Annotated in this window: 24 protein-coding genes and 1 tRNA gene; 13 read left to right on the top strand and 12 right to left on the bottom strand. The window is 31.2% G+C overall.

Annotation, left to right across the window (positions count from 1 at the left end; all coding sequences use genetic code 11):
- Positions 1-115 precede the first annotated feature (115 nt).
- Together gltX and EYY60_RS04845 are read left to right on the top strand one after the other, a co-directional pair.
- Positions 116-1,621 carry a glutamate--tRNA ligase gene (gene gltX / locus EYY60_RS04850; RefSeq protein WP_132988266.1) on the top strand — a complete coding sequence of 502 codons (1,506 nt, stop codon included), beginning with the start codon at positions 116-118 and terminating at the stop codon, positions 1,619-1,621.
- 257 nt (positions 1,622-1,878) lie between these two features.
- Positions 1,879-2,862 carry an SPFH domain-containing protein gene (locus EYY60_RS04845; protein ID WP_132988265.1) on the top strand — a complete coding sequence of 328 codons (984 nt, stop codon included), beginning with the start codon at positions 1,879-1,881 and terminating at the stop codon, positions 2,860-2,862.
- Positions 2,863-2,891: 29 nt separating this feature from the next.
- Here the strand turns inward: EYY60_RS04845 and EYY60_RS04840 are convergent, their stop codons facing one another.
- From EYY60_RS04840 to EYY60_RS04820, 5 genes are all read right to left on the bottom strand, one after another.
- The gene (locus EYY60_RS04840; protein ID WP_132988264.1) at positions 2,892-3,146 is read right to left on the bottom strand and encodes a DUF6327 family protein; all 255 of its coding nucleotides are present in this window, start codon (positions 3,144-3,146) and stop codon (positions 2,892-2,894) included.
- 5 nt (positions 3,147-3,151) lie between these two features.
- Positions 3,152-3,502: a competence protein gene (locus tag EYY60_RS04835; RefSeq protein WP_132988263.1), complete on the bottom strand. Its 351-nt coding sequence runs from the start codon at positions 3,500-3,502 to the stop codon at positions 3,152-3,154.
- Positions 3,503-3,573: 71 nt separating this feature from the next.
- The gene (locus EYY60_RS04830) at positions 3,574-3,900 is read right to left on the bottom strand and encodes a YtxH domain-containing protein (RefSeq protein ID WP_132988262.1); all 327 of its coding nucleotides are present in this window, start codon (positions 3,898-3,900) and stop codon (positions 3,574-3,576) included.
- 90 nt (positions 3,901-3,990) lie between these two features.
- Positions 3,991-4,470: a hypothetical protein gene (locus EYY60_RS04825; RefSeq protein ID WP_132988261.1), complete on the bottom strand. Its 480-nt coding sequence runs from the start codon at positions 4,468-4,470 to the stop codon at positions 3,991-3,993.
- A 913-nt stretch (positions 4,471-5,383) separates the two neighbouring features.
- The gene (locus EYY60_RS04820) at positions 5,384-7,501 is read right to left on the bottom strand and encodes a glutamine--tRNA ligase/YqeY domain fusion protein (protein ID WP_132988260.1); all 2,118 of its coding nucleotides are present in this window, start codon (positions 7,499-7,501) and stop codon (positions 5,384-5,386) included.
- Positions 7,502-7,652: 151 nt separating this feature from the next.
- Between EYY60_RS04820 and EYY60_RS04815 the strand changes: the two genes are divergently transcribed.
- From EYY60_RS04815 to EYY60_RS22245, 4 genes are all read left to right on the top strand, one after another.
- Complete coding sequence (locus tag EYY60_RS04815; protein WP_132988259.1) at positions 7,653-7,874, top strand: hypothetical protein; 222 nt, start codon at positions 7,653-7,655, stop codon at positions 7,872-7,874.
- Entirely contained in the window at positions 7,874-8,170 is a 297-nt protein-coding gene (locus EYY60_RS04810) for a hypothetical protein (protein WP_132988258.1), read from the top strand. The genes EYY60_RS04815 and EYY60_RS04810 overlap by 1 nt, the downstream gene beginning before the upstream one ends.
- Before the next feature lie 2 nt (positions 8,171-8,172).
- On the top strand, positions 8,173-8,532 hold the full coding sequence (folB, locus tag EYY60_RS04805) for a dihydroneopterin aldolase (protein WP_132988257.1): 360 nt from the start codon (positions 8,173-8,175) through the stop codon (positions 8,530-8,532).
- A 94-nt stretch (positions 8,533-8,626) separates the two neighbouring features.
- Positions 8,627-8,697: transfer RNA gene (locus EYY60_RS22245), tRNA-Cys, on the top strand.
- A 150-nt stretch (positions 8,698-8,847) separates the two neighbouring features.
- On the opposite strand, the gene EYY60_RS04800 is transcribed toward EYY60_RS22245, so the two are convergent.
- From EYY60_RS04800 to rnr, 4 genes are read right to left on the bottom strand one after another with little or no spacing between them, the layout of a single operon-like run.
- A complete protein-coding gene (locus tag EYY60_RS04800; protein WP_132988256.1) occupies positions 8,848-9,594 on the bottom strand; it encodes a GldM family protein in 747 nt (248 codons plus the stop codon).
- Between the two features lie 11 nt (positions 9,595-9,605).
- Positions 9,606-10,283 (bottom strand): LysE family translocator, encoded by a 678-nt coding sequence (locus EYY60_RS04795; protein ID WP_132988255.1) that lies wholly within the window; start codon positions 10,281-10,283, stop codon positions 9,606-9,608.
- A 6-nt stretch (positions 10,284-10,289) separates the two neighbouring features.
- Complete coding sequence (locus EYY60_RS04790) at positions 10,290-10,958, bottom strand: head GIN domain-containing protein (protein WP_132988254.1); 669 nt, start codon at positions 10,956-10,958, stop codon at positions 10,290-10,292.
- A gap of 22 nt (positions 10,959-10,980) precedes the next feature.
- The gene (gene rnr, locus EYY60_RS04785; RefSeq protein WP_132988253.1) at positions 10,981-13,164 is read right to left on the bottom strand and encodes a ribonuclease R; all 2,184 of its coding nucleotides are present in this window, start codon (positions 13,162-13,164) and stop codon (positions 10,981-10,983) included.
- A gap of 110 nt (positions 13,165-13,274) precedes the next feature.
- Between rnr and EYY60_RS04780 the strand changes: the two genes are divergently transcribed.
- Both EYY60_RS04780 and rpiB read left to right on the top strand, forming a co-directional pair.
- The gene (locus EYY60_RS04780) at positions 13,275-13,508 is read left to right on the top strand and encodes a putative signal transducing protein (protein WP_132988252.1); all 234 of its coding nucleotides are present in this window, start codon (positions 13,275-13,277) and stop codon (positions 13,506-13,508) included.
- Between the two features lie 805 nt (positions 13,509-14,313).
- On the top strand, positions 14,314-14,745 hold the full coding sequence (rpiB, locus tag EYY60_RS04775) for a ribose 5-phosphate isomerase B (RefSeq protein ID WP_132988251.1): 432 nt from the start codon (positions 14,314-14,316) through the stop codon (positions 14,743-14,745).
- Positions 14,746-14,891: 146 nt separating this feature from the next.
- Here the strand turns inward: rpiB and EYY60_RS04770 are convergent, their stop codons facing one another.
- Positions 14,892-15,161: a DUF1294 domain-containing protein gene (locus tag EYY60_RS04770; protein ID WP_132988250.1), complete on the bottom strand. Its 270-nt coding sequence runs from the start codon at positions 15,159-15,161 to the stop codon at positions 14,892-14,894.
- Positions 15,162-15,277: 116 nt separating this feature from the next.
- On the opposite strand from EYY60_RS04770, the gene EYY60_RS04765 reads away from it, so the two are divergent.
- Positions 15,278-17,401 (top strand): Tex family protein, encoded by a 2,124-nt coding sequence (locus tag EYY60_RS04765; RefSeq protein WP_132988249.1) that lies wholly within the window; start codon positions 15,278-15,280, stop codon positions 17,399-17,401.
- 108 nt (positions 17,402-17,509) lie between these two features.
- Here EYY60_RS04765 and EYY60_RS04760 read toward each other — a convergent pair whose 3' ends face one another.
- Together EYY60_RS04760 and EYY60_RS04755 are read right to left on the bottom strand one after the other, a co-directional pair.
- Positions 17,510-20,020, bottom strand: coding sequence for a T9SS type A sorting domain-containing protein (locus EYY60_RS04760; RefSeq protein WP_132988248.1), 2,511 nt, complete (start codon positions 20,018-20,020; stop codon positions 17,510-17,512).
- Positions 20,021-20,140: 120 nt separating this feature from the next.
- On the bottom strand, positions 20,141-20,317 hold the full coding sequence (locus tag EYY60_RS04755; protein WP_035646675.1) for a Sec-independent protein translocase subunit TatA/TatB: 177 nt from the start codon (positions 20,315-20,317) through the stop codon (positions 20,141-20,143).
- Between the two features lie 211 nt (positions 20,318-20,528).
- Here EYY60_RS04755 and EYY60_RS04750 point away from each other — a divergent pair, with 211 nt between their 5' ends.
- The 4 genes from EYY60_RS04750 (at position 20,529) to EYY60_RS04735 (ending at position 25,007) form a co-directional block, all read left to right on the top strand.
- On the top strand, positions 20,529-21,029 hold the full coding sequence (locus tag EYY60_RS04750) for a peptidase (protein ID WP_132988247.1): 501 nt from the start codon (positions 20,529-20,531) through the stop codon (positions 21,027-21,029).
- Between the two features lie 11 nt (positions 21,030-21,040).
- Positions 21,041-22,537 (top strand): GH3 auxin-responsive promoter family protein, encoded by a 1,497-nt coding sequence (locus EYY60_RS04745; RefSeq protein ID WP_132988246.1) that lies wholly within the window; start codon positions 21,041-21,043, stop codon positions 22,535-22,537.
- Between the two features lie 68 nt (positions 22,538-22,605).
- Positions 22,606-23,238, top strand: coding sequence for a transposase (locus tag EYY60_RS04740; RefSeq protein WP_132988245.1), 633 nt, complete (start codon positions 22,606-22,608; stop codon positions 23,236-23,238).
- An 89-nt stretch (positions 23,239-23,327) separates the two neighbouring features.
- On the top strand, positions 23,328-25,007 hold the full coding sequence (locus tag EYY60_RS04735) for a DUF6909 family protein (protein WP_132988244.1): 1,680 nt from the start codon (positions 23,328-23,330) through the stop codon (positions 25,005-25,007).
- Positions 25,008-25,009: the final 2 nt, after the last annotated feature.

The raw sequence follows: 25,009 nt of genomic DNA, 5'->3' as shown, positions 1-25,009 counted from the left end.
AGTCTGAAAGTCAAAAGTCGAAAGTCAAAAGTTTAGCATACAGCATAAAAACCTTTCAAACTTTCGACTTTTGGCTTTTGACTAATATCGTATCTTTGCAACAAAATTTATACAAATGTCAAAGCAAGTTCGAGTGCGTTTTGCACCAAGTCCGACTGGACCGTTACATATTGGCGGAGTTCGTACTGCCCTATTTAATTATTTATTTGCAAAAAAACATAACGGAGTTTTCTATCTGAGAATTGAAGATACAGATCAGACTCGTTTTGTTCCCGGTGCTGAAGAATATATTATGGAAGCACTTGAATGGTTAGGAATTTCTCCAGAAGAAACTGTTGGTAAAAATGAAAAATTTGGTCCGTACAGACAAAGTGATCGTAAGGAATTATACCAATCTTATGCTGATCAATTGATCAATTCCGGTTGGGCTTATTATGCTTTTGATACTCCGGAAGCTTTAGACGCTCACAGAAAACAACACGAAGCTGAAGGAAAAACATTTATTTATAATCATCATAATCGCGAAAAGTTAGATACATCTTTGGTAATTTCTGCTGAAGAAGTTGCTAAAAGAATTGCAAACGGAGAACATTATGTGATTCGTTTTAAAACTCCGGTTGACGAAACTTTACATTTAAAAGATATTATTCGTGGTGATGTTAAGTTTGAAACGAACTTACTTGATGATAAAGTTTTATTTAAAAGTGACGGAATGCCAACGTACCATTTAGCGAATATTGTGGATGATCATTTGATGGAAACTTCACATGTAATTCGTGGTGAAGAATGGCTTCCATCTATGCCACTTCATGTTTTATTATACAGAGCTTTTGGTTGGGATGCTCCAGAATTTGCACATTTACCTTTGATTTTAAAACCAATTGGAAACGGTAAATTATCAAAAAGAGATGGAGATAAATTAGGATTTCCTGTCTTTCCATTAGAATGGAAAACAGAAGAAGGCATTTCATCTGGATACAGAGAAAAAGGATTTTTCCCAGAAGCAGTTGTAAACTTCCTTGCTTTGTTAGGTTGGAATGACGGAACAGATAAAGAATTATTTTCTTTAGAAGAACTAGTTGAAGCTTTTGACTTAAACCGAGTTCATAAAGCTGGAGCTAAATTTGATCCGGAGAAAAATAAATGGTTCAATCATCAATATCTAATCAAACAAAATGATGCTGATTTAGCAAAAGACTTCTCTCCTATTTTAGCTGAAAAAGGTGTTGACATTTCTAAATATGACCTTACAAGAATTGTTTCTTTGATTAAAGAAAGAGCACATTTTGTTTCTGAATTTTGGGATTTAACCGATTTCTTTTTCCAGGCGCCAACATCTTACGATGAAAAAGCAAGTAAAAATTGGAAGGAAGAAACACCGGCTTTAATGCAAGAATTGATTTCAACTCTTGAATATATCGATGGTTTTGATTCTGCCAATATCGAAGCAATCGTAAAAGATTGGTTAACGAAAAACGAAATCGGAATGGGCAAAGTAATGCAACCTTTCCGCTTGAGTTTGGTTGGCGCTTTGAAAGGTCCTCACCTATTTGACATTGTAGAAATCATTGGAAAAGAAGAAACTATTTCAAGAATTCAGAAAGCAATAGCAACTTTATAAATTATTTCACCATTAAGATATTAAGTTTATTAAGCTCTACTTAATGGTAAAATTATATAAATATTTAAGTTCATAAAGCTTAGCTTAATTATCTTAACAAAGCTTGACTTAATTAACTTAATGCCTTAATGGTAAAAAAAACTAAACGCTAAGAAACATCCAACAAATGTTCTTAGCGTTTTTTTAATGTTTTAAAATTTTATTTTAGAAGAATTTTCGTAATTTACCAAGATCAAAAATCTAAATTAATTATCACCATGGGTACAGCATTTATTATTTTAATAGTCTTCGGAGTATTTATTTTCTTGTCATCTTTCTTTACTGTGAAGCAACAAACAAGCGTTATCGTAGAACGTTTTGGAAAATTTACAAGTGTTAGAAATTCGGGTTTACAATTAAAAATTCCAATAATTGATAGAATTGCAGGTCGTGTAAATCTGAAAATTCAACAATTAGATGTTCTTATAGAAACACAAACTAAAGACAATGTCTTTATCAAAATGAAAGTTTCTGTCCAGTTCAAAGTAATTCAAGAACATGTATATGAAGCTTTTTACAAACTAGAATATCCACACGATCAAATTACTGCTTATGTATTTGACGTTGTTCGTGCCGAAGTTCCTAAATTAATTTTGGATGATGTTTTTGTTCGTAAAGACGATATTGCAATTGCTGTAAAACGAGAGTTGAACGAAGCGATGACAACTTATGGTTATGATATCATCAACACACTTGTAACCGATATTGATCCAGATATCCAGGTAAAAAATGCAATGAACAGAATCAACGCTGCCGAAAGAGAAAAAACAGCAGCAATGTTTGAATCTGAAGCACAACGAATTAGAATTGTAGCTAAAGCAAAAGCTGAAGCCGAAAGTAAAAAACTTCAAGGTCAAGGTATTGCTGATCAACGTAGAGAAATTGCACGTGGATTAGTAGAAAGTGTTGAAGTTTTGAACAATGTTGGAATTAATTCACAAGAAGCATCTGCATTGATTGTAATTACGCAGCATTACGATACACTGCAAGCTATTGGAGCTGATACCAACTCTAATTTGATATTATTGCCAAACTCTCCACAAGCTGCAAGTGATATGTTAAATAATATGGTAACTAGTTTTTCAGCTTCAAATATAATTGGAGAGGAAATGAAAAGACAACCTAGAAAAGTTAAGAAAACAAACAATTCAGATGTAAACTTCAATCCATCAGATACTTCTGAGCCAACAGAAACGGCTTAATATAAATAACATTAAAATAAAAAAGAGGCTCATTTGCCTCTTTTTTTATTTATAAACCAATTGATAACAAAAGGTATTATTGACTGTAAAATTTTTGGATACGAATTTTTAAAATAATCCGTGTAAGATGAAACAAAACCATTTACAATTTTGTGAGGTGTTATACTTTCCTTAGTTTTCTGAATACTTAAAACTAATTTCTGATAATTTATCTCTTTCTCTAATTTAAGAATTTCCAGATCTCTATCAAGTTCTGCATACGATGAGTATTTTTTCTTTTCCATAATTATTAATCATTAAAAAAGATTTCTGAAAATTTCTCCAAAATTGGTCCCTCCACAAACTTGTCTTTTACAAAGAAAAGTAAGATCGTAAAGAAAAGATAGATCCCTCCTACTGTCAAAAATCCCAAAGCGTTGCTTCCAAATAAAGTTCCAAAAGCATACGCTGCAGCAAAAGATCCAAAAAGCAACACCATACTGAAACACAATAAAATCAATGTAAACTTAAAGATTAAAGTTGTTGATTTCATTGCAACTTTAAAACCCCAAAGTTTATAATAAGCCAAATGACTTTCAATATATTCTTTAGCTTGATCCTGAATATTTTCAGTATTTTCTTTTAATTCTTCAAAAGCCATAATTCTGATTTTAAATAAAAAACACATTACTTTTCATAAAGATAATCAAGTAATGTGTTTTTAGAATAATTTTATTTTTGAAGTTTAGCGTTTTGAGCTTTTAAATCAGCTAGTTTAGATTCTAAAAATGTAATTACTTCTTCAGTTTTATAACTCATATTAGAAAGTAATTCATCATAAGTCCCGTCAAGATTTTTCTTTGCATGAGTAAATTTTTCGCGCAAAACTTCTGAACTTGCCGATAATGAATCTTTCAGATTATGTGCTGCATCATCAATCCCCTCTTTTAATTTTGCACGAGTTTTTGATCCTTTATCTGGAGCAAATAAAATTCCGATAGCTGCTCCGGCCGCTGCAGCACCAATAATTGCCGCAATAGTATTTAAGTTTTTAGACATAATATTAAAATTTAAGTGATGAATAAAGGTACTATTTTTTAAACTATAAATAACTGAATTTTTGGTATTTACAAAAATTTAACAATCTAATTAATACACATAAGCTACAGCTTCATATTTACCATCTGCCTTTTGAATAATACTTACAAATGGATAACCGTTTGCAGCTGATTTAGTTTTGATTCTCATTGCAGTCTGGTTTTGATTTGCAATTGGTGGTTCACCTTTTGTCCTTGTCGAGACACCTGTAAAGTTAGCCGCTTGCTTCAGCCCTATTGTCTTTTCTTGAGATAAAACTGTTACCATTTTGTAATCATCTTTTGAATCAACTACTATTTTATCAGAAATTTTTTGAGTTGTTTTTGTTTGTTTATTCGTAATAGATGAAACAGCATGTTTGCTAATTTTTACTTCTTCAGAACTTCCAACTGTTGAATAATAAATTAAACCATTTTCGTTTTTAATGAAATTAACATCAAGAGTTTCACCATTGTGTTTTGTAATTTGATGTGTTTGAGAAATTGCAATATTTGCAAACAAAATTGCTAGCGTAAAATATAAAATTTTCATGATTATTAGATTTAAATTAAAAATGATCAGATTTGAAATTTAAAAACTAAAGCTTCACACAAATTCAATGTTATGGAATTTTGTACATTATGATGCAATTTGAAAAATACCTTTTACGCGAAATATTATCAAAATTACAGCACAATAAAAATGAGAACATAAAATTGTCTTTTCAAGAAATCAATATTGAAAGTCTAATGCAATAAAAATTACGAGTTTTTAAAAACAGTAAATTCCAGTTTCGTTCCTTTAACGGCAAATTTTAATTTTTGTAAAAATCATCTCTGATTTTTAGTGTTGAGTTAAAAATACCAACTTTATAAACAATTGTATGTTAACAACCCGTTAAACTGACAAAAACAACAGTAAAAAGTTAAATAAAGACTCTAAATAAACAATAATTCAAAAAATGAGTTATCTATCACTTAAATTTAAAAAACGCCTTAAAAACGATTTATGAAGGTTAATTTTAATATATAAAAACTATGAATTTTATTATTACAATAATCTATATTAATAATCAAACAGAACTATTAAAATGAAAAATATAATTATTAATATAAATAATATATAAAATTTATATTTTTATAAAAACAATCAAAAATTACTATTTTATAAAAAATCCGATCAAAATAAATTTTCAAAAAAACTGAAAAATGAAACAAATGAAAAATAAAGCGGAAAAATATAAAATTAAAGCTTAAAAAAAGTAAAACTTAAAATAAAGCATTTTGCTGAATCTTTTTGTAAAAAACGATTCAGAAGATGAAAGAATTTTAAAACTCGCTTAAAATTAAGTTATGAAAGTCACTTTTAATCCATTAAATTTATAATTTTATTAAAATTAATAGATTTTATATATAATAAAAAAAGCGCTTTTAAAAAGCGCTTTTCAATAGATTCTAATTATATTTTATTTTTTTACCAATTCAGATAAAATTTCAATTTCTCTCTCCGATGCATTTTTTGGAGGATTTGAATTTAATTTTGAAATTTCGTCTGAAAACTGATTTCTGAAACTTTCACTTTCAATATCTCTTAAATTTAAAAGTGCTTTTGATCGAACATAAGTCGATTCACTTTTTAAAGACATTGAATATAATTTTTTGATATCTTCTTCTTCAAAATCAGTAGATTTCCAGTTTGAATATTTCAAAATAAACTGAGAAAACAACAGCGAAGCCTTATTATTGTTGATATTCTTCTTTAATGAATTTTGTAAAAGTGAAAAAGTAGAGATATTTTTGATGTTCTCCCCTATTGCACTTTCAATTGCAATTCTTTCCGGTTTAGTTTCAACTTTAAAATATTTGTTGATATCTTTCAAAGAATTATTGATGCTGTTTTCTTCTTTTTTACCCTTTTCTTCCCAAGCATCTTTTAATCCAACAGTCTTGTTAAAGACTAATTTTGAAGCAGTTGAATCTTTATCAACAGTAAAATATCCTAAACGTTGAAATTGAAATTTATCTTCATTTTGAGCTGTTGATAAACTTGGTTCAACATATCCAGTAACGATTTCTAATGAATTTGGATTCACAAAATCTAAGAAATTTTTCTCTTTATAACTGTCTGGAGCTTCATCTGTAAACAAACGATCATACAAACGAACTTCTGCTTCCAAAGCATGTTTGATAGAAACCCAATGCAATGTTCCAGATACTTTTCTTTGGCTTGCTTCTGTCCCGCTTCCGCTTAAAGAATCGGTATCATATGTTACGTGAATTTCCGTAATATTTCTATTTTCATCTTTTATAACAGATTCACCTTTAATGATATATGCATTCTTAAGACGAACTTCTTTTCCTAAAGTCAAACGAAAAAACTTAGCTGGAGCTTCCTCTAAAAAGTCTTCTCTTTCAATGTATAATTCACGAGAAAAAGGCACTTTTCTGAAACCAGCACTTTCATCTTCTTGATTGTTTTCTGCTTCTAACCACTCTTCTTTTCCTTCTGGATAATTGGTAATTACCAGTTTTACAGGATCTAAAACAGCCATTACACGAGGTGCAATTTTGTTCAAATCTTCACGAATACAGAATTCTAAAACCGATACATTAATCAAATTATCACGTTTTGCAATACCAATTGTGTTAGCAAAATTACGTAATGAAGCAGCTGTATAACCACGTCTTCTTAATCCAGAAATTGTTGACATTCTTGGATCATCCCAACCGTTAACATGCTTTTCTTTAACTAGTTGCTGTAATTTTCTTTTACTAACAACAGTATGTGATAAGTTACGTCTAGCAAATTCTCTTTGCTTTGGACGTAGTTTATTTTCATCTAAAATCTGATCTAAAAACCAATCGTATAATTCACGGTGAGGCAAGAATTCTAATGTACAAAATGAGTGAGAAATTTGTTCTAAATAATCACTTTGTCCATGCGCCCAATCGTACATTGGATAGATTTTCCAAGCATCACCAGTCCTATGGTGATGTTTGTGTAAAATTCTATACATAATTGGATCACGCATTAACATGTTTGTTGATTTCATGTCAATTTTTGCGCGAAGAATATGCGTACCAGCCTCAAATTCACCGTTTTTCATTCTTTCGAATAAATCTAAGTTTTCTTCAACAGAACGATTTCTATATGGGCTGTCAGTTCCTGGAGTCGTTGGAGTTCCTTTCTGGATCGCCATTTCTTCAGAAGATTGGCTGTCAACATACGCTTTATCTTTCTTAATTAATAAAACTGCCCAATCGTATAATTGTTGGAAATAATCTGATGCATAACATTCTTCAGCCCAAGTATATCCTAACCATTCTACATCTTTTTTAATAGCATCAACAAATTCCTGTTCTTCTTTTTCAGGGTTTGTATCATCAAAACGTAAATTCACAGGAGATTGATAATCAATTCCTAAACCAAAATTTAACGCAATAGAACTCGCGTGCCCAATGTGTAAATAACCATTAGGTTCTGGTGGAAAACGAAAGCGAAGTTTAGTATTTGAAAGACCTGATTTTACGTCTTCCTCTATGATTTGTTCAATAAAATTGAGTGATTTCTCTTCTGATGCCATTATTTTATAGTAATTTTAGCAAAGATAAAAAAGTTTATAGTTTATAGTTTATGGTTTATGGTTTTCTTTGGAAACTTACTGAAAACATGAAACGTTAAAGCTAAAACCTAAGATTAATTTATTTAGTACTTTTGTACAAATATTCAGAATTATGAGACAATTAACTGTTACAATTCCAGACGATTTTTACGAAACTTTTATTAGTTTTTTTAAACATATTCCAGATGTTTCTATAAATGAAAATATTGAGAATGAAATTCCGCTATGGCAGCAAGAAATGGTTTTAGAACGTATGAAGAATGCTAAGCCAGAGGATTTTATAAGTTGGGAAGAGTCTAAAAAAAGACTCAATGCTAAATGGAATAAAAAGTAATGTTCGAAATAAATATTCTTTTAAGAGCTGAATTAGAAGTAGATGAAATTGCTGAGTATTATGAATCTCTTTCTGATGGTTTAGGAACAAAATTCTTCAATGAGTATCAAGAATACGTAGAAACTTTACATACTTTTCCTTTTTTTGAAGAAAAATACAATACTGTTCGAACTCTACCTTTGAAGAAATTTCCTTACACTATTCATTTTACAGTTGATGAAGTCAACAAAATAGTTATCGTATACGCTGTAACATCCAATTACCAAGATCCAAATACTACAAGAATAAAATTATAAAAATGGGAGTTATTAAACTTAAAAACATTCGTACTTTTTCTTATCACGGATGTTTAATTGAAGAAGGAAAAATTGGATCTGATTATACCGTAGATCTAAAAATTAAAACCAATTTACAGAAATCAGCAGAAACAGATCATCTTTTAGACACTGTTGATTATGTTCATTTGAACAAAATTGTGACAGAAGAAATGGCAATTCGTTCGCATTTATTAGAACATGTAGCCAAAAGAATCAATATTCGAGTGCTTGCAGAGATAAAAAGTGTAGAAAAAACAACAGTTTGGGTTTCTAAAATAAATCCTCCTATTGGTGGTGATGTTGAGTCAGTTACTATAAAAATGACAGAAATTAGAAAGTGATTTTAAAAACTAAAACGGCATTTTTTCAAAATAGTTTATTCGAAACTTTTGAATTTTAAAGATTTTAGTTACTTTTGCCATCCGTTCAAGCAATGGCGTCGTGGCCGAGCGGCTAGGCTGGGCTCTGCAAAAGCTCCTACTCCGGTTCGAATCCGGACGATGCCTCAAAAACCTCTAAAGAAATTTAGAGGTTTTTTTTTGTCTTTTTCTTTCGAAAACTTAGTATTGAACTTTGTCAAAGTTTAAAACTTTGACAAAGTTCCATCGCACATTATAAACATAAAAAAACCTCTGAAATTCAGAGGTTTTAATTATTTATTTACTTTTCATTCTGCGAATACTATCTCTAATAAACTCTTTACTTTCATAATAATTTTCTTGTTCTTCTTTTTCTACAATCATAATTTTAATTGGAACAAGTCTGGGTAGAAGATAATTTTCAGAACCGGGAAAAGAATAACTAATATCATCAATTACGAAAATAGAACCTTTTTTTAACTTTTTAATACTGCTATTAACATCACTATTAAAGTCATTTCCATTAATAATAATCTTTTTATTTTTATTAAATTTTATAATAAAACTATTTATTTTGTATTGAGAAAGATTAACATCAAAAAGAAAATTATCAGGCGTACTATATTGAATTTTAGAGTTATAAAGTTCTTCTTTTGTCATTTCTAAAATACATTTTTCACAATTATTTCTATCGTTAATCTTTGCGAAAATGTACTTAAGACCTTTAATTCTAAATTTATGCTCCTCTGTAATTTTAGAACCATTATTCAATTCAATATCTAGTTTAATTACTGAAAAAAGACCTGAGCCAGATGCTAATGTATATTTTCCTTCTGAAATTTTATTTAATCCTGAACCAGTTGCAATAAACGATTTACAATTTGGAACCGAAATTGAAATTGGGTTCAAAACTCCTCTATAAACAACATTTAATTTATCGGCAGAAACTACGGCTATATTAGACTTACTAACAATTGTAGAGTCTTTTTGAGCCGTAATTGATAAAGAAAAACAAAAAAGTAAAAATAAAAGTCTTATTTTCATATGATAATAAACTACTTATCCATCTTTTCAAAAGCATTTTTAACCATTTCTTTCTCTTTTGGAAACCAGCCTTGGATTACTAAAGCAAATCCGAAAACCATTAAAACAATGCTAATTCCTTTTTTAATTTTAAGAATATTAGTTGGCGTCATTTTTGATTTTAACTGTTTGGCTAATAAAATTTTACCACAATCAATTAATAAATAGGTGATAATTACTGAAGTAAAAAAGGTCATCATTCTTGACGTTTGCATATCTAATTTTGGTCCTACAGAAATAATTACGGCAAGCCAAAAACCAAGAACACCAATGTTAATAACATTCAGTAAAAAACCTTTTACAAACAAACTTCCATAATTTCTTTTTAAAATGTCGCGGTCAATTTCTTCATCGTTTATCTTTTCTTCTTTCTTTAGTTTTACAAATGAAATAATACCATAAGAAAGCATAATAATTCCTCCAAAAATAAAAAGAGCTGGATCATCTTTTAGACTGGAAATCAGTCTGTAACTTCCTAAATATGCAATAGCAATAAAAAAAACATCACCTAATACAACTCCAAAATCAAAAGCTATAGCTGCTCTAAATCCTTTTGTAATACTGGTTTCTAACAAAACAAAAAATACTGGACCTACCATAAAACTTAATACAAGTCCCCATGGCAGTCCAGCCAGAATATCATTTATCATCAAAAATTATTTTACTTCTTCGATTTTACCACCAAAAACTGTTTTTTGGTTAATTTGTTTTGGTTTTCCATAAATGTAAATAGAGCCTCCTGCGCTCACTTTTGCATCAACAAGGGTTGAAGCATTAACATCGGCTTTTCCGCCCGCAGAAACGCTTACAGTAGTCTGAGACGTTACTAATTTACTTGCCAATAAATAACCTCCAGCTCCTAAACTTGCATCTTGATTTGCAGCTTTTCCAGCTAATGTAATGGAACCTCCTGATACTGAACTTACTTTGAGTTTATCAACATCCAAATCAACATTTATAATGCCGCCTTCTTGTGCACTTACTTTGAAAGAAGTTGCCTTGATAGCTTCGTTACTAGTTACTGTTGCTCCTTCATTTACATCTATAAGTTCTATATGTTTGTAATACAAAGTAATACTCAAATCATTTCCTGATAAAAGTTTTGGAAAAGGCATTCGCAATTTCAAAATACCATTTTTGTTCACAACTTCAACTTCTGCTTCTCTTGCGCCTTTAATCACAATTCTATTCTCAGATGCCTGAACTACTTTTACGCTTAATTTATCGAAGACCTTAACGGTATCAAAATCTCCTAACTCTTTGGTAACCTGACCAAAAGACATTTGTACAAATAAAATTGCTGCTCCTATAATTAGCTTTTTCATACTTTTATTTTTAAATTAATATTTATTCTGCTCGTCTTAAAAAATGAAAATCAAGTTGTTTTTTCACCAAGTCGGCATTTTTTACTTTCACATAAATTTCGTCTCCTAACTGCAATAAACGGTTAGAAGTTGCTCCAACCAATGCATATTGCCTTTCGTCAAAAGTATAGTAATCTTCTTTTATCTCTCTGATTCTTACCATTCCTTCGCATTTATTAGAAACGATTTCAACATAAATTCCCCATTCGGTAACACCAGAAATAACGCCAAGGAATTCTTCGTCCTGATGATCCTGCATGTATTTAACCTGCATGTATTTAATGCTGTCGCGTTCTGCATTTGTTGCCAAATTTTCCATATTTGAACAATGCAGACATTTGGTTTCGTATGTTTCTTCATCTACAGAAGCTCCTCCATCCAAATAATATTGCAACAAACGGTGTACCATTACGTCTGGATAACGGCGAATTGGCGATGTAAAATGGCTGTAATAATCAAATGCCAAACCATAATGACCAATATTATCAGTCGAATATTTGGCTTTGCTCATACTTCTAATCGCAAGCGTATCAATAAGATTTTGTTCTTTCTTACCGTTTACTTCTTCCATTAAAGCATTTATTGATTTCGCTATATCATCTTTTGTTCTAAAATCAATTTTGTAACCAAATTTAGCAATAACAGTTTGCATTGCAATTAACTTATCTTCATTTGGTTCATCATGAATACGGTAAACAAAGGTTTTCTTTTGTTTTCCAATATATTCAGCTACTTTTCTATTAGCCAAAAGCATAAATTCTTCAATCAAATGATTGGCATCTTTTGAGATTTTGAAGTATACTCCTTCTGGTTCTCCTTCTTCATTAAGATTAAATTTCACTTCAACTTTATCAAAAGAAATAGCGCCTTGCTGCATTCTTTTCTTTCTTAAAATCTTAGCTAATTCGTCTAGTTTTAAAGTAGCTTCCACAATTTCATCTGAAACCACATAAGATTCTCCAGTAATAGAAATATCAACAGGAATCGTGTTATTTCCTTTTGTTTCAATAATATGCTGAGCCTCTTCGTAAGCAAAACGCTGATCTGAATAAATTACTGTTCTTCCAAACCATTGATTAACAACCTGAGCTGTTGGAGAAACTTCAAATATTGCAGAGAATGTATATTTCTCCTCATTTGGACGAAGCGAACAGGCAAAGTTAGACAAAACTTCCGGAAGCATTGGCACTACTCTATCAACCAAATAAACCGAAGTTGCTCTTTGATAGGCTTCATCATCCAGAATTGTTCCTTCTTCTAAATAATACGAAACATCGGCAATATGAATTCCAATTTCAAAGTTTCCATTCTCTAACTTTTTGAAAGACAAGGCATCATCAAAATCTTTTGCATCTTTTGGATCAATCGTAAACGTAAGCGTATCACGCATATCACGACGCTTTGCAATCTCAGATTCCTGAATCGAAGTATCTAGTTTTTGTGCAAAAACTTCTACTTCTACAGGGAAATCTGCTGGCAAACCATATTCAGCCAAAATAGCATGAATTTCAGTATTATGTTCTCCAGGTTTTCCTAAAACTCGAATTACGGATCCAAATGGACTATCAGCTCGTTTTGGCCAATCTTCAATCTTAACTAAAACAACGTCACCATTTTCAGCTTCTCCAATTTTATCTTTAGGGATAAAAATATCGGTATACATTTTAGGATTTGCAGTAGAAACAAAAGCAAAATTAGCCTGAATATCAATTACTCCAACAAATTCTGTTTTATCTCTTTCAAGAACTTCAATTACTTCACCTTCAGGTCTTTTTCCTTTTCTTCGGTTATAAACATAAACCTTTACTTTGTCTTTATCTAAAGCTCGATTCAGGTTATTTGTCGGAATAAAAACATCTTCTTCAAATTCGTCACAAATAAAATATGCCGTTTTTCTGCTCGTCATATCTATTGTTCCTTCATAGTAGTCCTGGCTTTCAGCTTTGACTAAATATTTTCCAGGTTCTGTTTCGATAATCTTCTTTTGCGAAGCTAGAATTTTCAAATCTTTAATAATTTGATTTCTGCTTTTTGTGTCATCAAGTTCTAACTTTGCTGCTATTTGTTTATAATTGAATGTTTTATTAGCACTTTGCGATAAAATTTTTACTATCTTACTAGAGAAATCTTTCTCTTTTTTTATCGGCTTTCTAATTTTCTTACTCATATATCTTTTCTTATAAGGTTTAAAATTACAAATAAGATATCAGAATATAGATTTTAACAATTAGAATTATTAAAAATATAACTTTTCGTACATTTACAAAAAGACCTAATATGGAAAGCTTTAAGACCATCGCCGTATTCAATTATCTGCACGAAACCGTAATTCTCAAACACTTACTGGAGCAGGAAGAAATTCCCTATTTTTTCGAAAACGAAATCACGCTTTCCGTAGCTCCAATGTATTCAGCGGCGCTGGGTGGCATTCGCTTGAAAGTCCATCCAGACGATTTCGAGCAAGTTCAAGAAATCTTGGACAATCTCAACAATCCTTTGAAAATCGTCTGAAAGAAAAATTCAAAAATCAATTCCAATCAGAATAAAATTCAAACTCAAATAAAATTTTTTCAATTTCAACTTTTTTAGTTTTCAACATATATTAAATACAACAAAAAAGAATTTTTAAAATTTAAAAAAATTTGGTTGTTATTATAGCTTGTTAATATGTCGAATAATTTTTTTTTTGAAGTCATTGAAATCTCGTTTTACTTATTTATTCTGAGTTATCAACATAGTTATTTTTAGTTAAATTACTTATTTATAAGACTTTTTATATTTTAATTAACAACGGTTGACAACCAAATTTCGATTAATTTTGTAGATAAGTTGATATGTTGATTTCTGTTGAAAATGGTATTTTTGATATTGATAACTTTTCCAAAAATTCACGAAACTTTTCTTGCATATTTAATTTCACTTTTGGATTATGAAATTTTTCAAAACAACCAAAAAAAACTTCTAATTTTCTTTTCGAACTTATTAACATTTTCTGTTAACTTAAAGTTAATTGAATATCAAGCAATTACAAACTCCTATTAACACCTCAAAATTTTAACAAATATTCTGAATATTATTTATTGATTATGAGATACTTATAGAGTTATCAAAATTGTTAATAACCTATAAGTTTTTGAGCGTAAGATAGTTGTGGAATGAGAGTTTTAGTCATGACTTTTACGAATGTATACTAATTATAAATTGCTTTGTTGATATAGTACGTATAAAGAAAAAAATTTGTGAAAATTGGTGTAATTCGTGGCAACCATTTATTAATTGAGTAAATTTGCATGACACAACTAAATAGTATAGAAAAATGAAAATTTCGATAGGAAACGATCACGCAGGTCCAGAATATAAAAAAGCAATTGTTGAAATGCTTAAAGCAAGAGGATACGAAGTAACTAATTATGGTACAGATACAGATGCTTCTGTAGATTATCCAGATTTTGGACATCCTGTTGCCAATGATATATCTGAAGGAAAAGCTGATTTTGGAATTGTAATCTGCGGAAGCGGAAACGGAATTGCGATGACTGTTAATAAACACCCGAAAGTGAGAGCTGGTTTGTGCTGGACTAAAGAAATTGCGTATTTAACACGTTTACACAATGATGCAAACATTGTGAGTATTCCAGCAAGGTTTACTTCTATTCATCAAGCTGTTGAAATCGTTGAAACTTTCCTTGATACAGCTTTTGAAGGTGGAAGACACCAAAATAGAGTGAATAAAATTGCTTGCGCATAAAAAGTCAAAAAAAAAATTCGGTGCTTCGCACCAAATATAAGAACACACCGGGCGGATTTTTAAAATCTTTCCGGTTTTTTTGTTTTAAATTATTGATTTTAAGTTAATTAAATGTTAATTTTTGGGGTTATCAACAATGTTAATATCTATATTTTATGACTTAATTTAAGGTAAATCAGTACTGCTTGAATCAAAAAAATGATTAGGAATTTGACAATAAATGAAGTTTTACTCGTTTTATGTCTAAAGATTAACATTGCTGTTAATAAACCTAAAGTTCCGCCAATTGCTTCGAGCAAAAAAAGTGTATTTTCGGGAATTCTTCGTTTGTTTCTTTTGGCTTGGTATTTATCATATCCCGCAAGAATAAAAACGATTATATTTATAAATAAAAAATAGAGTAAAAAAATTTCCATTGGCTTAAAATTAAAAACAAAGATATTATTTTAGCCGAATGATTAGTGATTTCTCTTGTGTGTTTTAACAAGTAAATTATACTAATTTATAATTAAGAATTTATTTCATTAAAAGTATGACTAATATTCAATTCATTGCCAAATCTGTTCAGGCGCCTGCAGTAAGTATTCAAAACACAGTAAAATTATTAGAGGAAGACTGTACGATTCCGTTTATTTCGCGATACCGAAAAGACGCTACCGGAAACCTTGATGAAACTGTAATTGAACAGATTGCGAAACTGCAGAAAGAATACGATACGTTGATTAAACGTAAAGAAGCGGTTTTAAAATCGATAGAAGAGCAGAAAGCACTTACGCCAGATTTGAAGAAAAAAATTGAAGACAGTTTTGATTTACAAGAAATTGAAGATTTTTATCTTCCTTACAAAAAGAAGAAAAAAACAAAAGCCGATGTGGCGCGCGAATTCGGATTAGAGCCATTAGCAAAATTAATAATGTCAGAAAGCGATGTTGATTTTGATTTCATTTCGACGCAGTATTTAAATGAAAATGTTATTAATGAAGAAGCTGCCATTCAAGGCGCAAGAGATATTGTTGCCGAATGGATTAACGAAAATATCTATGTTCGTAAACAATTAAGAAGATTGTTTCAGCGAAAAGCAACCATTGCGACAAAAGTGGTTAAAAAGAAAGCGGAAGAAGAAGGAGCGCAAAAATTCAATCAGTATTTTGATTGGGAAGAACCTTTGACAAAAGCGCCTGCACACCGTTTATTGGCAATGTTACGTGCAGAAAACGAAGGCTTTATCAAAATGAAAATAGATGTTGATATCGACGATGCTTACGATGTTATTGACGAAATTATCATTAAAAAACAAAACAATTCAACTTCGCATTTACAGTTGGCGATTGAAGATAGTTATAAACGATTATTAAATCCTGCAATTGGAAACGAGACTTTACAAGAAGCAAAAGCCAAAGCTGATGCTAACTCGATTCAGGTTTTTGCTAACAATTTAGGTCAGTTGTTATTAGCTCCGCCATTAGGAGAAAAACGTATTTTAGCAATCGATCCTGGATTTAGAAGCGGTTGTAAAGTAGTTTGTCTGGACGAAAAAGGAGATTTATTATACAACGAAACCATTTATCCGCATGCTCCTCAAAACGAGGAAACTATGGCAATTAAAAAAATCCGTTCAATGGTAAATGCGTATCAGATTGATGCGATTTCTATTGGAAACGGAACGGCTTCAAGAGAAACTGAATTTTTCATCAAAAAAATCGCGTTCGACAAACCAATTCAGGTTTTTGTGGTTTCGGAGGCTGGAGCTTCGGTATATTCAGCTTCAAAAATTGCGAGGGAAGAATTTCCGAATTATGATGTAACTGTTCGTGGTTCGGTTTCTATTGGAAGACGACTTTCAGATCCTTTGGCCGAATTGGTAAAAATCGACCCAAAAGCGATTGGAGTAGGGCAGTATCAACATGATGTTGACCAGACGAAATTGAAAGAAGAATTGGATAGTACGGTTATTCGTTGTGTGAACTCGGTTGGAATCAATATTAACACTGCTAGTAAACATTTACTAAGTTACGTGAGTGGAATAGGAGAGAAGCTGGCTGAAAACATCGTCCAATACCGTTCTGAAAATGGACCTTTTGAAGATAGAAAACAACTGAAAAAAGTACCTCGTTTAGGCGATAAAGCGTATCAGCAAGGAGCAGCATTTATTAGAATTACAAATGCTAAAAATCCGTTGGATAATTCGGCAGTGCATCCAGAGGCTTATCCAGTTGTGGAGAAGATGGCGAAAGATTTGAATATTTCTTTAAATGAATTAATTGCAAATAAAGAGAAAACAGCGCTTATTAAGCCTGAAAAGTATGTAACACCAGAAATTGGTTTATTAACGCTAAAAGACATTATAAAAGAGCTTGAAAAGCCTGGATTGGACCCAAGAAAATCGGCTAAGGTTTTTGAATTTGATGCCAATGTAAAATCAATCAAAGATTTGAAAACTGGAATGATTTTACCTGGAATTGTTAATAACATCACCAACTTTGGCTGTTTTGTTGACATCGGAATCAAAGAAAGTGGTTTAGTTCACATTTCTCAGTTAAAAGCTGGCTTTGTGAGCGACGTAAACGAAGTGGTAAAATTGCATCAGCATGTTGATGTTAAAGTTACTGAGGTTGATGAAGATAGAAAGAGAATTCAGTTGACAATGGTTTTGTAGAAATTACGATTTACAAAATTCAAAATTCCAAAACATTTGGAATCTTAAAAATAAAAAACTCCCAAATTACATTCGTAGTTTGGGAGTTTTACTTTTTAAATCAAAGGATTATATTTTTATGAACTTTTGTGAAGCTTCTCCATTTTCGGCTTTTATTTTAATTAAATATAAACCTGATGTAAAAGAGCTTACATCTATTGAAGTATTTACATTTTCTTTTGTGTAAATCAATCTTCCTAACAAATCATAAATTTTTACTGAGTAATTAGATTCATTAAGTGAGTTAATATTTAATGTATTTTTTACTGGATTTGGCCATAGAGAGAAAGATTTATTTTCTTTGATAAAATCTTCGTTTGATAAGACTACTTCATTTCCTTTAAGTTTAATAAGATGTGCAGATCTATTGTCATCTTGGTAACCAAGAAACCATCCTCCCACATATATTTGCCCATTAGGTTCTAGGACCATAGATTTAATAATAGGGGCGCTACCTTGAAAAGACGTTCCTACATTAAAATTTTGGTCTATAATTCCATCAGAATTATATCTAGCTAATTTATTTTGGAAATAACCTCCAACAATTATTTTTTTATCGTTTTGTATAACTATAGAGTTAATTGTTCCATTCAAATCTACTTTATTGAAAGAACTATCTATACTACCATCTTCATTCAAACGAATTAAACCACCAGAAGAGGTATACGTACCGCTAGCTCCTATTAATATTTTACCATCATTTTGTAAACACATTGTAATTATAGATCCAATATTTAATTCAGATGGTAATTTAAAAGAATTATCAACCGTTCCATCAGAATTTAAACGTATTAAATATTTTGACTCAATACCTTGATATTTTTTAAAATATCCACATACTAATATTTTCCCATCTGGTTGTAAAACTATGTTTAAAACATTTGAATCAAATCCCGTTCCTAATTTAAACGTCGTGTCTATAGATCCATTAGGATTTAGACGAATTAGATTACTGCAGACTGTATTGTGGTATCTGGTAAAATAACCACCTACCAATATTTTACCATCAGACTGTACTTTTATACTATTAACAGTTGTGTGATTTAGAGTACCAGAATATAATCCAGAACCTGTGTTAAAAGAAGTATCTGGAGTTCCATTTGAATTTAATCGAATTAAAGCGGGATACTCTTTGTCTTGATATGTTCCAAAAGTACCTCCTAGGATAAGTTTTCCATCCGATAGGGCAGTTATGGTTAAAACTCTGCAATTACTACCTGAAGTAGCTGATACACCAAATCCTGAACCTATATTTAGGTTTTTATCTTTAGTTCCATCAGCATTAAATCTGATTAATTTATTTTGTTGAATTTCATCGTAAGATATAAAATTCCCTCCGACAACAATTTTACCATCAGATTGACGAGAAATACATTCAACTTGTTCATCAAATCCATGACCCAATCTAAAAGAAATGTCTTTGGTTCCATCAAGATTTAAACGGATTAATCTATTTTGGGTAACGCCTTCAAATTTTGGAAAATTCCCTCCTGCAATAATTTTCCCGTCATTTTGAATAGCGATTGATTTAACATCTGGAAAATCAAATTTGTCTGCAATTTTGAAATTTTTATCAATTGAACCATCAGAATTTATTCTTGTCAAATAATTTCTTGCAGATCCTTGATAAGAGCTGAAAATGCCTCCAATAATTATTTTTTCATCACTTTGAAGTTTGATTACGTTTATGTTACAAGTATATGGATACACGTTATATGAGAAATTAACTTGTGATGAAAAAAGGTCGTCTTTAATTCCGTTACTACTTAAGCGTGCTAAAAAACCACCAAATGCGCCTCCTACAAGTATTCTGTTATCAGATAAAATGGTGATGGCATTTATATTATTATTAAATCCACTTGCAGTAGTAAAAGTTACATCTCTACTACCATCAATATTAAGTCGAATCAATCGATCTTGCTGTTGGGTTTTATTTTTAAGATATTGGCCTCCTATTATTAATTTACCATCAGATTGTAATCCGATAGCATTTACAACAATATTCGGATTTTCGACAATAAAAGAATTATCTTTACTTCCGTCACTATTCAAACGAATTAAAAAATTTTGACTTTTGCCTTGATAATAGGAAAATCCACCTCCTAAAACTATTTTACCATCAGGTTGTAAAACCATAGATTTAATACAATTGGCTTCAAAAGAATTTGTAACAAAGCCATTTAATATATTAAATGAAGTATCAACACTACCATCAGAATTTAAACGAATTATTCCACTATAAAATTTACCTTGAAAATATTTAAAATCACCTGCAATCAAAATTTTACCATCCTTTTGAAGTGAAATACAAGATACTGAGTCATCAAAACCCTTACCTATATCAAATGAATCATCTTTACTTCCGTCAGAATTTAAGCGTATAAGACCATATTGAGAACCATTTTGAAAAGCGAAAAGACCTCCAACAATTATTTTACCGTCGGGCTGTATAACAGTAGTTTTTACTTCTCCACTAAAACCTGAAATACTACCAAACACTTGGGAAATATCTGCCGGATTTTGAGCAAAGGTTGTAAAGATTGTTAAAAAGAAAATTAAAAAAAGTAGAGTTTTTTTCATAAAAATAAATTTCGTCAAATATATAGAAATTTTCTTTCAAAAATTTTCAGCAAAATTTATAAGCAAAAAAAATCCCAGACTACAATTTGTAATCTGGGATTTTTAATACGTTCGAATTTCTTATTTTGTTTCTTCTTCTTTTTTAGAAGCAGCAGGTTGATCGTCTTTAGCAGCGTTTTTAAATTCCTTAATTCCACTTCCTAAACCTTTCATTAATTCTGGAATTTTTTTACCTCCAAAAAGTAATATCACAATACCTACGATAACAAGGATTTCTGTAAGACCTAATCTTCCCATGACTATTATATTTAATGCCGAAGCAAATTTTGATTTATATTTTCACCGCAAAGGTATATAGAATATACGAACAACAAGAAATTTTGGATTAAAATATTTCATTTATACTGCGTTAAATATTTTATAAAATAATAAAATTGCAATATTTGCCGTTTTTTCTCTCATTACAACAAGATGATTAATCACTATATTTGCTAGTACAAACAACAAAATGACTAAAAAAAGTAAAAATTTCAGAAAAAAATTATTCATTAAAAACCGATTGGTAATTTTGAACGAAAATACTTTTGAAGAAATTTTTTCGTTGAGGCTGACTTTAATGAATGTTTTCGTAATGTTTACTTTAGGTGGCATATTTTTGATTTTAGTTACTACATTTATCATTGCTTTTACACCGCTTCGCGAATTTATTCCGGGTTATTCGTCATCACAATTAAAACGAAATGCAACAGAATTAGCCATAAAATCAGATTCGCTTGAAAAAGTTTTAAAACGAAACGAGGCCTATTTAAAAGGTGTTCAAAAGGTTTTGAGAGGAGAACTGGAGTATGCAAAATTTAATAAAGATTCTATTATTGCCGAAAATGAGGAACATTTGGATGTAAATATGAAAGCGACAGAAGAAGAAATTAAGCTTAGAGAAGATGTTGCAAAAATGGAGAAGGAGCAAAGCGAAAGCAAAAAAAACAATAAGAAAAGTGACAAAAAATAATACCACAAAAAATGTCAATTAAGTCAATAGCTGCAAAGATATTTGCTCGAAAAATATACAATCAAACACAAGCTTGGTCAAATAAACCAGTGGCAACTCAGTTTGAAGTTTTCAAAAGTTTGATTCAAAATGCAAAAGAAACCGAGTTTGGGAAAGATCATAATTTTGCTTCAATAAAAACAATTGAAGATTTTCAGAAAAATGTGCCAATTCGGGATTATGAAGATTTGAAAAGTTATGTTGAAAAAGTTAAATTAGGTGAAGCAAATATTCTTTGGAAAGGAAAACCAATTTATTTTGCTAAAACATCTGGAACAACTTCGGGGGCAAAATATATTCCGCTGACAAAAGAATCAATGCCGTTTCATGTTGAAGCGGCTCGCAATGCGATTCTGCATTACATCAACGAAACTGGAAAAGCTGACTTTGTGAACGGAAAAATGATTTTCCTGCAAGGAAGCCCAATTTTGACTGAAAAACACGGAATTAAATTTGGAAGGCTTTCTGGGATTGTAGCGCATTTTGTTCCGAAATATTTGCAAAAAAACCGAATGCCATCGTGGGAAACGAATTGCATTGATGATTGGGAAACCAAAGTAAATGCGATTGTTGACGAAACAATAAAAGAAGATATGTCTGTGATTTCAGGAATTCCTTCTTGGGTTCAGATGTATTTTGAGCGTTTGCAGGAAAAAAGTGGAGGAAAAAAGATCAGCGAAATTTTCAAAAACTTCAATTTGTTCATTTATGGTGGAGTTAATTACGAGCCGTATCGCTCCAAATTTGAGCAAATGATTGGCAAAAAAGTAGACAGTATTGAACTTTTTCCGGCTTCAGAAGGATTTTTTGCGTATCAGGATTCTCAAAAAGAAAAAGGAATGCTTTTGCTCTTGAATTCTGGAATTTTCTACGAATTTATCAAAGCTGATGAATTTTTTACCGATCCCGATGGTTCGGGACCAAAACGTTATACAATCGGAGAAGTAGAACTGGGCGTAAATTATGCTTTGATTGTTTCTACAAATGCAGGACTTTGGGGTTATAATATTGGTGATACTGTTCAGTTTACGTCTTTAGCGCCTTATCGCGTCATAGTTTCAGGACGTATCAAACATTATATTTCGGCTTTTGGCGAACACGTAATTGCCAATGAAGTCGAAAATGCAATGAAAGAAGCAACTGCAGGAACCAATATAGTAATAAACGAATTTACTGTTGCGCCACAAATAACGCCATCAAGCGGATTACCGTATCACGAATGGTTAATTGAATTTGAAAAAGAGCCTGAAAATATGCAGGTTTTCGCGGAAGCAATAGACGATTCTATGCGAAAGCAAAACATTTATTACGACGATTTGATTACCGGAAATGTGTTGCAGAAAGTAATTATAACCAAAGTTTCAAAAAATGGATTTCAGGAATACATGAAATCACAAGGAAAATTGGGCGGACAGAATAAGATTCCGAGATTGTCAAATGACAGAAAGATCGCGGATAATTTAAAGTAGGAAAATATTTATATTTGTAACTTAATGCTTCTTTTAATGAAGAAAAAAGATAGAAGCATTAAGTTATTATGAATAAAGAAAAGTTTCAAAATAAATATCGTATTTCGTCAATAAGAGCACAATGGTGGGATTATGGATGGAACGGAGCCTATTTTATAACCATTTGTACACAAGACAGAAAACATTATTTTGGAGAAATTCAAAATGGTAAAATGATTTTGTCAGAGGTCGGCATTATTGCCGATATATTGTGGCATCAAATTCCTATACACCATAAAAACGTTGAATTGGGTGATTTTGTGGTCATGCCAAATCATATTCACGGAATTTTGATTATTGATAAAAAATCGGATAATATAGATGATGATATAGTGAATAATGGGAATGAGGCAAATAATGTACAGACAGGGCATGCCCTGTCTCAACAATCCCAACAGCCTCAAGAATTGTCAAATCAAAATCCAGGATCGCAACGATTTCAAAATATTGGAAAAAATACGATTTCGTTAATCGTTGGATCCTATAAATCTGCGGTAACAAAACACGCCAACAGATTAGGATATCCCCATCAATGGCAAAAATTATTTTATGATAATATCATTAGAAGTAATAATGATTATCAAAGAATTTCCGATTATATTGTTTCAAATCCGGAAAATTGGACAAAGGATAAATTTAAAACAGAAAATAAATCAAAATGATTAAAAAAAAAATGATATTGTAGATACAAGGCATGCCTTGTATTCGCTTACATTTGAATTTACATTTGAGTTTATAAATATAGAATAGCATGAAAGAAACCAAACATATATCAAGATCAAGAGCACAGGAATCATCTGCGGCGATAGAAAAAATGTACATTACAATGCGTCATTTATTCAACCGTGGTTTTTATAAACCAATGGGAGTTTCTGGCGACAGTTTAAGAGAATCATTATTGGCACTACGTCCTGAAATCTATGGAAATATTGCCGAGGAAAAAGTAGAATTAAACGGACTTCTATATGTTATAGAACGTCTTCCAATAGGAATTGAACAATGTAGATTTATCAACTTAACGTCAGATGAAGGATATTCAAAATCGCATTTTCAGCCAATTGTTCCGCCAAAAAGAAGAAGAAATTGTTACCGAATTGACGAAGAACAAATGAATGTCGAAATCACACGCGGACGTTCAGACATTTATGATATTCTGACGCATTTGACTTTCATTTTCATCGAATCTCATAAAATCAAAAATAGAGTTTTAATTGACGATGGAGGTGAAGTTTCTCGCGATTGGCTAAAACTAGAACAAGCTGTTACGCAGACAAAAAAGCTTTCGCAGATTGAAAAAGAAAAAGCAATTTCGCACGTTGCCAATATTTTGGCTAGAACTTTTGAAGAGGTTTTGGATATTTATGACGCTTTCGGTTCAGAAAATGCGCCTGATCGTTTCTTGCACGTAATTTATTGGTTAGGGAAATTAGCAATCGAAGAAATTGTCGAAAATAATAAACGTACAATCACTTTTAGTCCGGTTTTGCGCGAGCGTTTGGGACACCATATTCATGGAGAAATCTGGGCAACAAACATCAAAGAAGTTCTTAAAGCAAACGATCTTTTAAAACGCCCGATTCATGTTATTAGTGCAAATATGCATAGTGTGATGAACTCGATTTTTGCTACGCCATTATTGACATCAAAATACAAAGGCAAAAGCGATTTTCATATTTATGAAGAATTAAGTGGTTCCGGTTCAAAAGAAATAAGAGGACAAGTTGAAGAACTGGCTTTGAAAAACGGAATGATTTCGCTTCCAGATTGCTCAGGGACCAATATTGATGTTCAGATTTTTGATACAGCCAAAATTGACTGGTCAAAAACGGCATTTTCAAACGCAAATGTAGGCGAAGAAAAACCGGTTATTATTGTAATGGATTATGCGTTTGGAGAACAAGCGTATGAAACCATCGATGAGCTTTTGAAACCATTTAAAAAAGAAACTTTGCTGAACGTAAAATCGGTTTCGATTATGGGTAAAGCTGGAATTTTGGAAGGCGGAAAAGGCGATATTATGATTCCGACTGCGCATATAAACGAAGGAACTGCCGATAATTATTTCTTCGAAAATGAATTAACCGGTGATATGTTTAGAGGAAATGATATTGACGTTTACGAAGGCGCAATGGTTACGGTTTTAGGAACTTCGTTGCAAAACAGAGATTTATTGAAATTTTTTCACGAATCAACTTGGGGCGTAATCGGCCTTGAAATGGAAGGTTCCTATTACCAAAAAGCCATTCAGTCGGCATCAAAAATCAGGAAAAGTGTGCCACACGATATTAAAGTTCGTTATGCTTATTATGCTTCAGATAATCCTTTGGAAACCGGAAGCACATTGGCTTCAGGCGGATTAGGAACAACTGGAGTTAAGCCAACTTATTTGATTACCATTAAAATTTTGGAACAAATTTTCAACGTAAAATAGAA

This window comes from Flavobacterium zhairuonense, assembly GCF_004352915.1.
GTDB classification, from domain to species: domain Bacteria; phylum Bacteroidota; class Bacteroidia; order Flavobacteriales; family Flavobacteriaceae; genus Flavobacterium; species Flavobacterium zhairuonense.
This window is presented reverse-complemented; position numbering and strand designations above follow the sequence as displayed.

Bases quoted from the DNA above. Each gene is read 5' to 3' on its own strand.
- EYY60_RS04820 (WP_132988260.1), bottom strand. From the start codon at position 7,501: ATGGCATCAGAAGAGAAATCACTCAATTTTATTGAACAAATCATAGAG.
- EYY60_RS04760 (WP_132988248.1), bottom strand. From the start codon at position 20,020: ATGAAAAAAACTCTACTTTTTTTAATTTTCTTTTTAACAATCTTTACA.
- EYY60_RS04740 (WP_132988245.1), top strand. From the start codon at position 22,606: ATGAATAAAGAAAAGTTTCAAAATAAATATCGTATTTCGTCAATAAGA.
- rpiB (WP_132988251.1), top strand. From the start codon at position 14,314: ATGAAAATTTCGATAGGAAACGATCACGCAGGTCCAGAATATAAAAAA.
- EYY60_RS04765 (WP_132988249.1), top strand. From the start codon at position 15,278: ATGACTAATATTCAATTCATTGCCAAATCTGTTCAGGCGCCTGCAGTA.
- EYY60_RS04750 (WP_132988247.1), top strand. From the start codon at position 20,529: ATGACTAAAAAAAGTAAAAATTTCAGAAAAAAATTATTCATTAAAAAC.
- EYY60_RS04825 (WP_132988261.1), bottom strand. From the start codon at position 4,470: ATGAAAATTTTATATTTTACGCTAGCAATTTTGTTTGCAAATATTGCA.
- rnr (WP_132988253.1), bottom strand. From the start codon at position 13,164: ATGAGTAAGAAAATTAGAAAGCCGATAAAAAAAGAGAAAGATTTCTCT.
- EYY60_RS04800 (WP_132988256.1), bottom strand. From the start codon at position 9,594: ATGAAAATAAGACTTTTATTTTTACTTTTTTGTTTTTCTTTATCAATT.
- EYY60_RS04815 (WP_132988259.1), top strand. From the start codon at position 7,653: ATGAGACAATTAACTGTTACAATTCCAGACGATTTTTACGAAACTTTT.
- folB (WP_132988257.1), top strand. From the start codon at position 8,173: ATGGGAGTTATTAAACTTAAAAACATTCGTACTTTTTCTTATCACGGA.
- EYY60_RS04845 (WP_132988265.1), top strand. From the start codon at position 1,879: ATGGGTACAGCATTTATTATTTTAATAGTCTTCGGAGTATTTATTTTC.
- EYY60_RS04840 (WP_132988264.1), bottom strand. From the start codon at position 3,146: ATGGAAAAGAAAAAATACTCATCGTATGCAGAACTTGATAGAGATCTG.
- EYY60_RS04745 (WP_132988246.1), top strand. From the start codon at position 21,041: ATGTCAATTAAGTCAATAGCTGCAAAGATATTTGCTCGAAAAATATAC.
- EYY60_RS04810 (WP_132988258.1), top strand. From the start codon at position 7,874: ATGTTCGAAATAAATATTCTTTTAAGAGCTGAATTAGAAGTAGATGAA.
- EYY60_RS04830 (WP_132988262.1), bottom strand. From the start codon at position 3,900: ATGTCTAAAAACTTAAATACTATTGCGGCAATTATTGGTGCTGCAGCG.
- EYY60_RS04780 (WP_132988252.1), top strand. From the start codon at position 13,275: ATGGAAAGCTTTAAGACCATCGCCGTATTCAATTATCTGCACGAAACC.
- EYY60_RS04735 (WP_132988244.1), top strand. From the start codon at position 23,328: ATGAAAGAAACCAAACATATATCAAGATCAAGAGCACAGGAATCATCT.
- EYY60_RS04790 (WP_132988254.1), bottom strand. From the start codon at position 10,958: ATGAAAAAGCTAATTATAGGAGCAGCAATTTTATTTGTACAAATGTCT.
- EYY60_RS04795 (WP_132988255.1), bottom strand. From the start codon at position 10,283: ATGATAAATGATATTCTGGCTGGACTGCCATGGGGACTTGTATTAAGT.
- EYY60_RS04835 (WP_132988263.1), bottom strand. From the start codon at position 3,502: ATGGCTTTTGAAGAATTAAAAGAAAATACTGAAAATATTCAGGATCAA.
- EYY60_RS04770 (WP_132988250.1), bottom strand. From the start codon at position 15,161: ATGGAAATTTTTTTACTCTATTTTTTATTTATAAATATAATCGTTTTT.
- EYY60_RS04755 (WP_035646675.1), bottom strand. From the start codon at position 20,317: ATGGGAAGATTAGGTCTTACAGAAATCCTTGTTATCGTAGGTATTGTG.
- gltX (WP_132988266.1), top strand. From the start codon at position 116: ATGTCAAAGCAAGTTCGAGTGCGTTTTGCACCAAGTCCGACTGGACCG.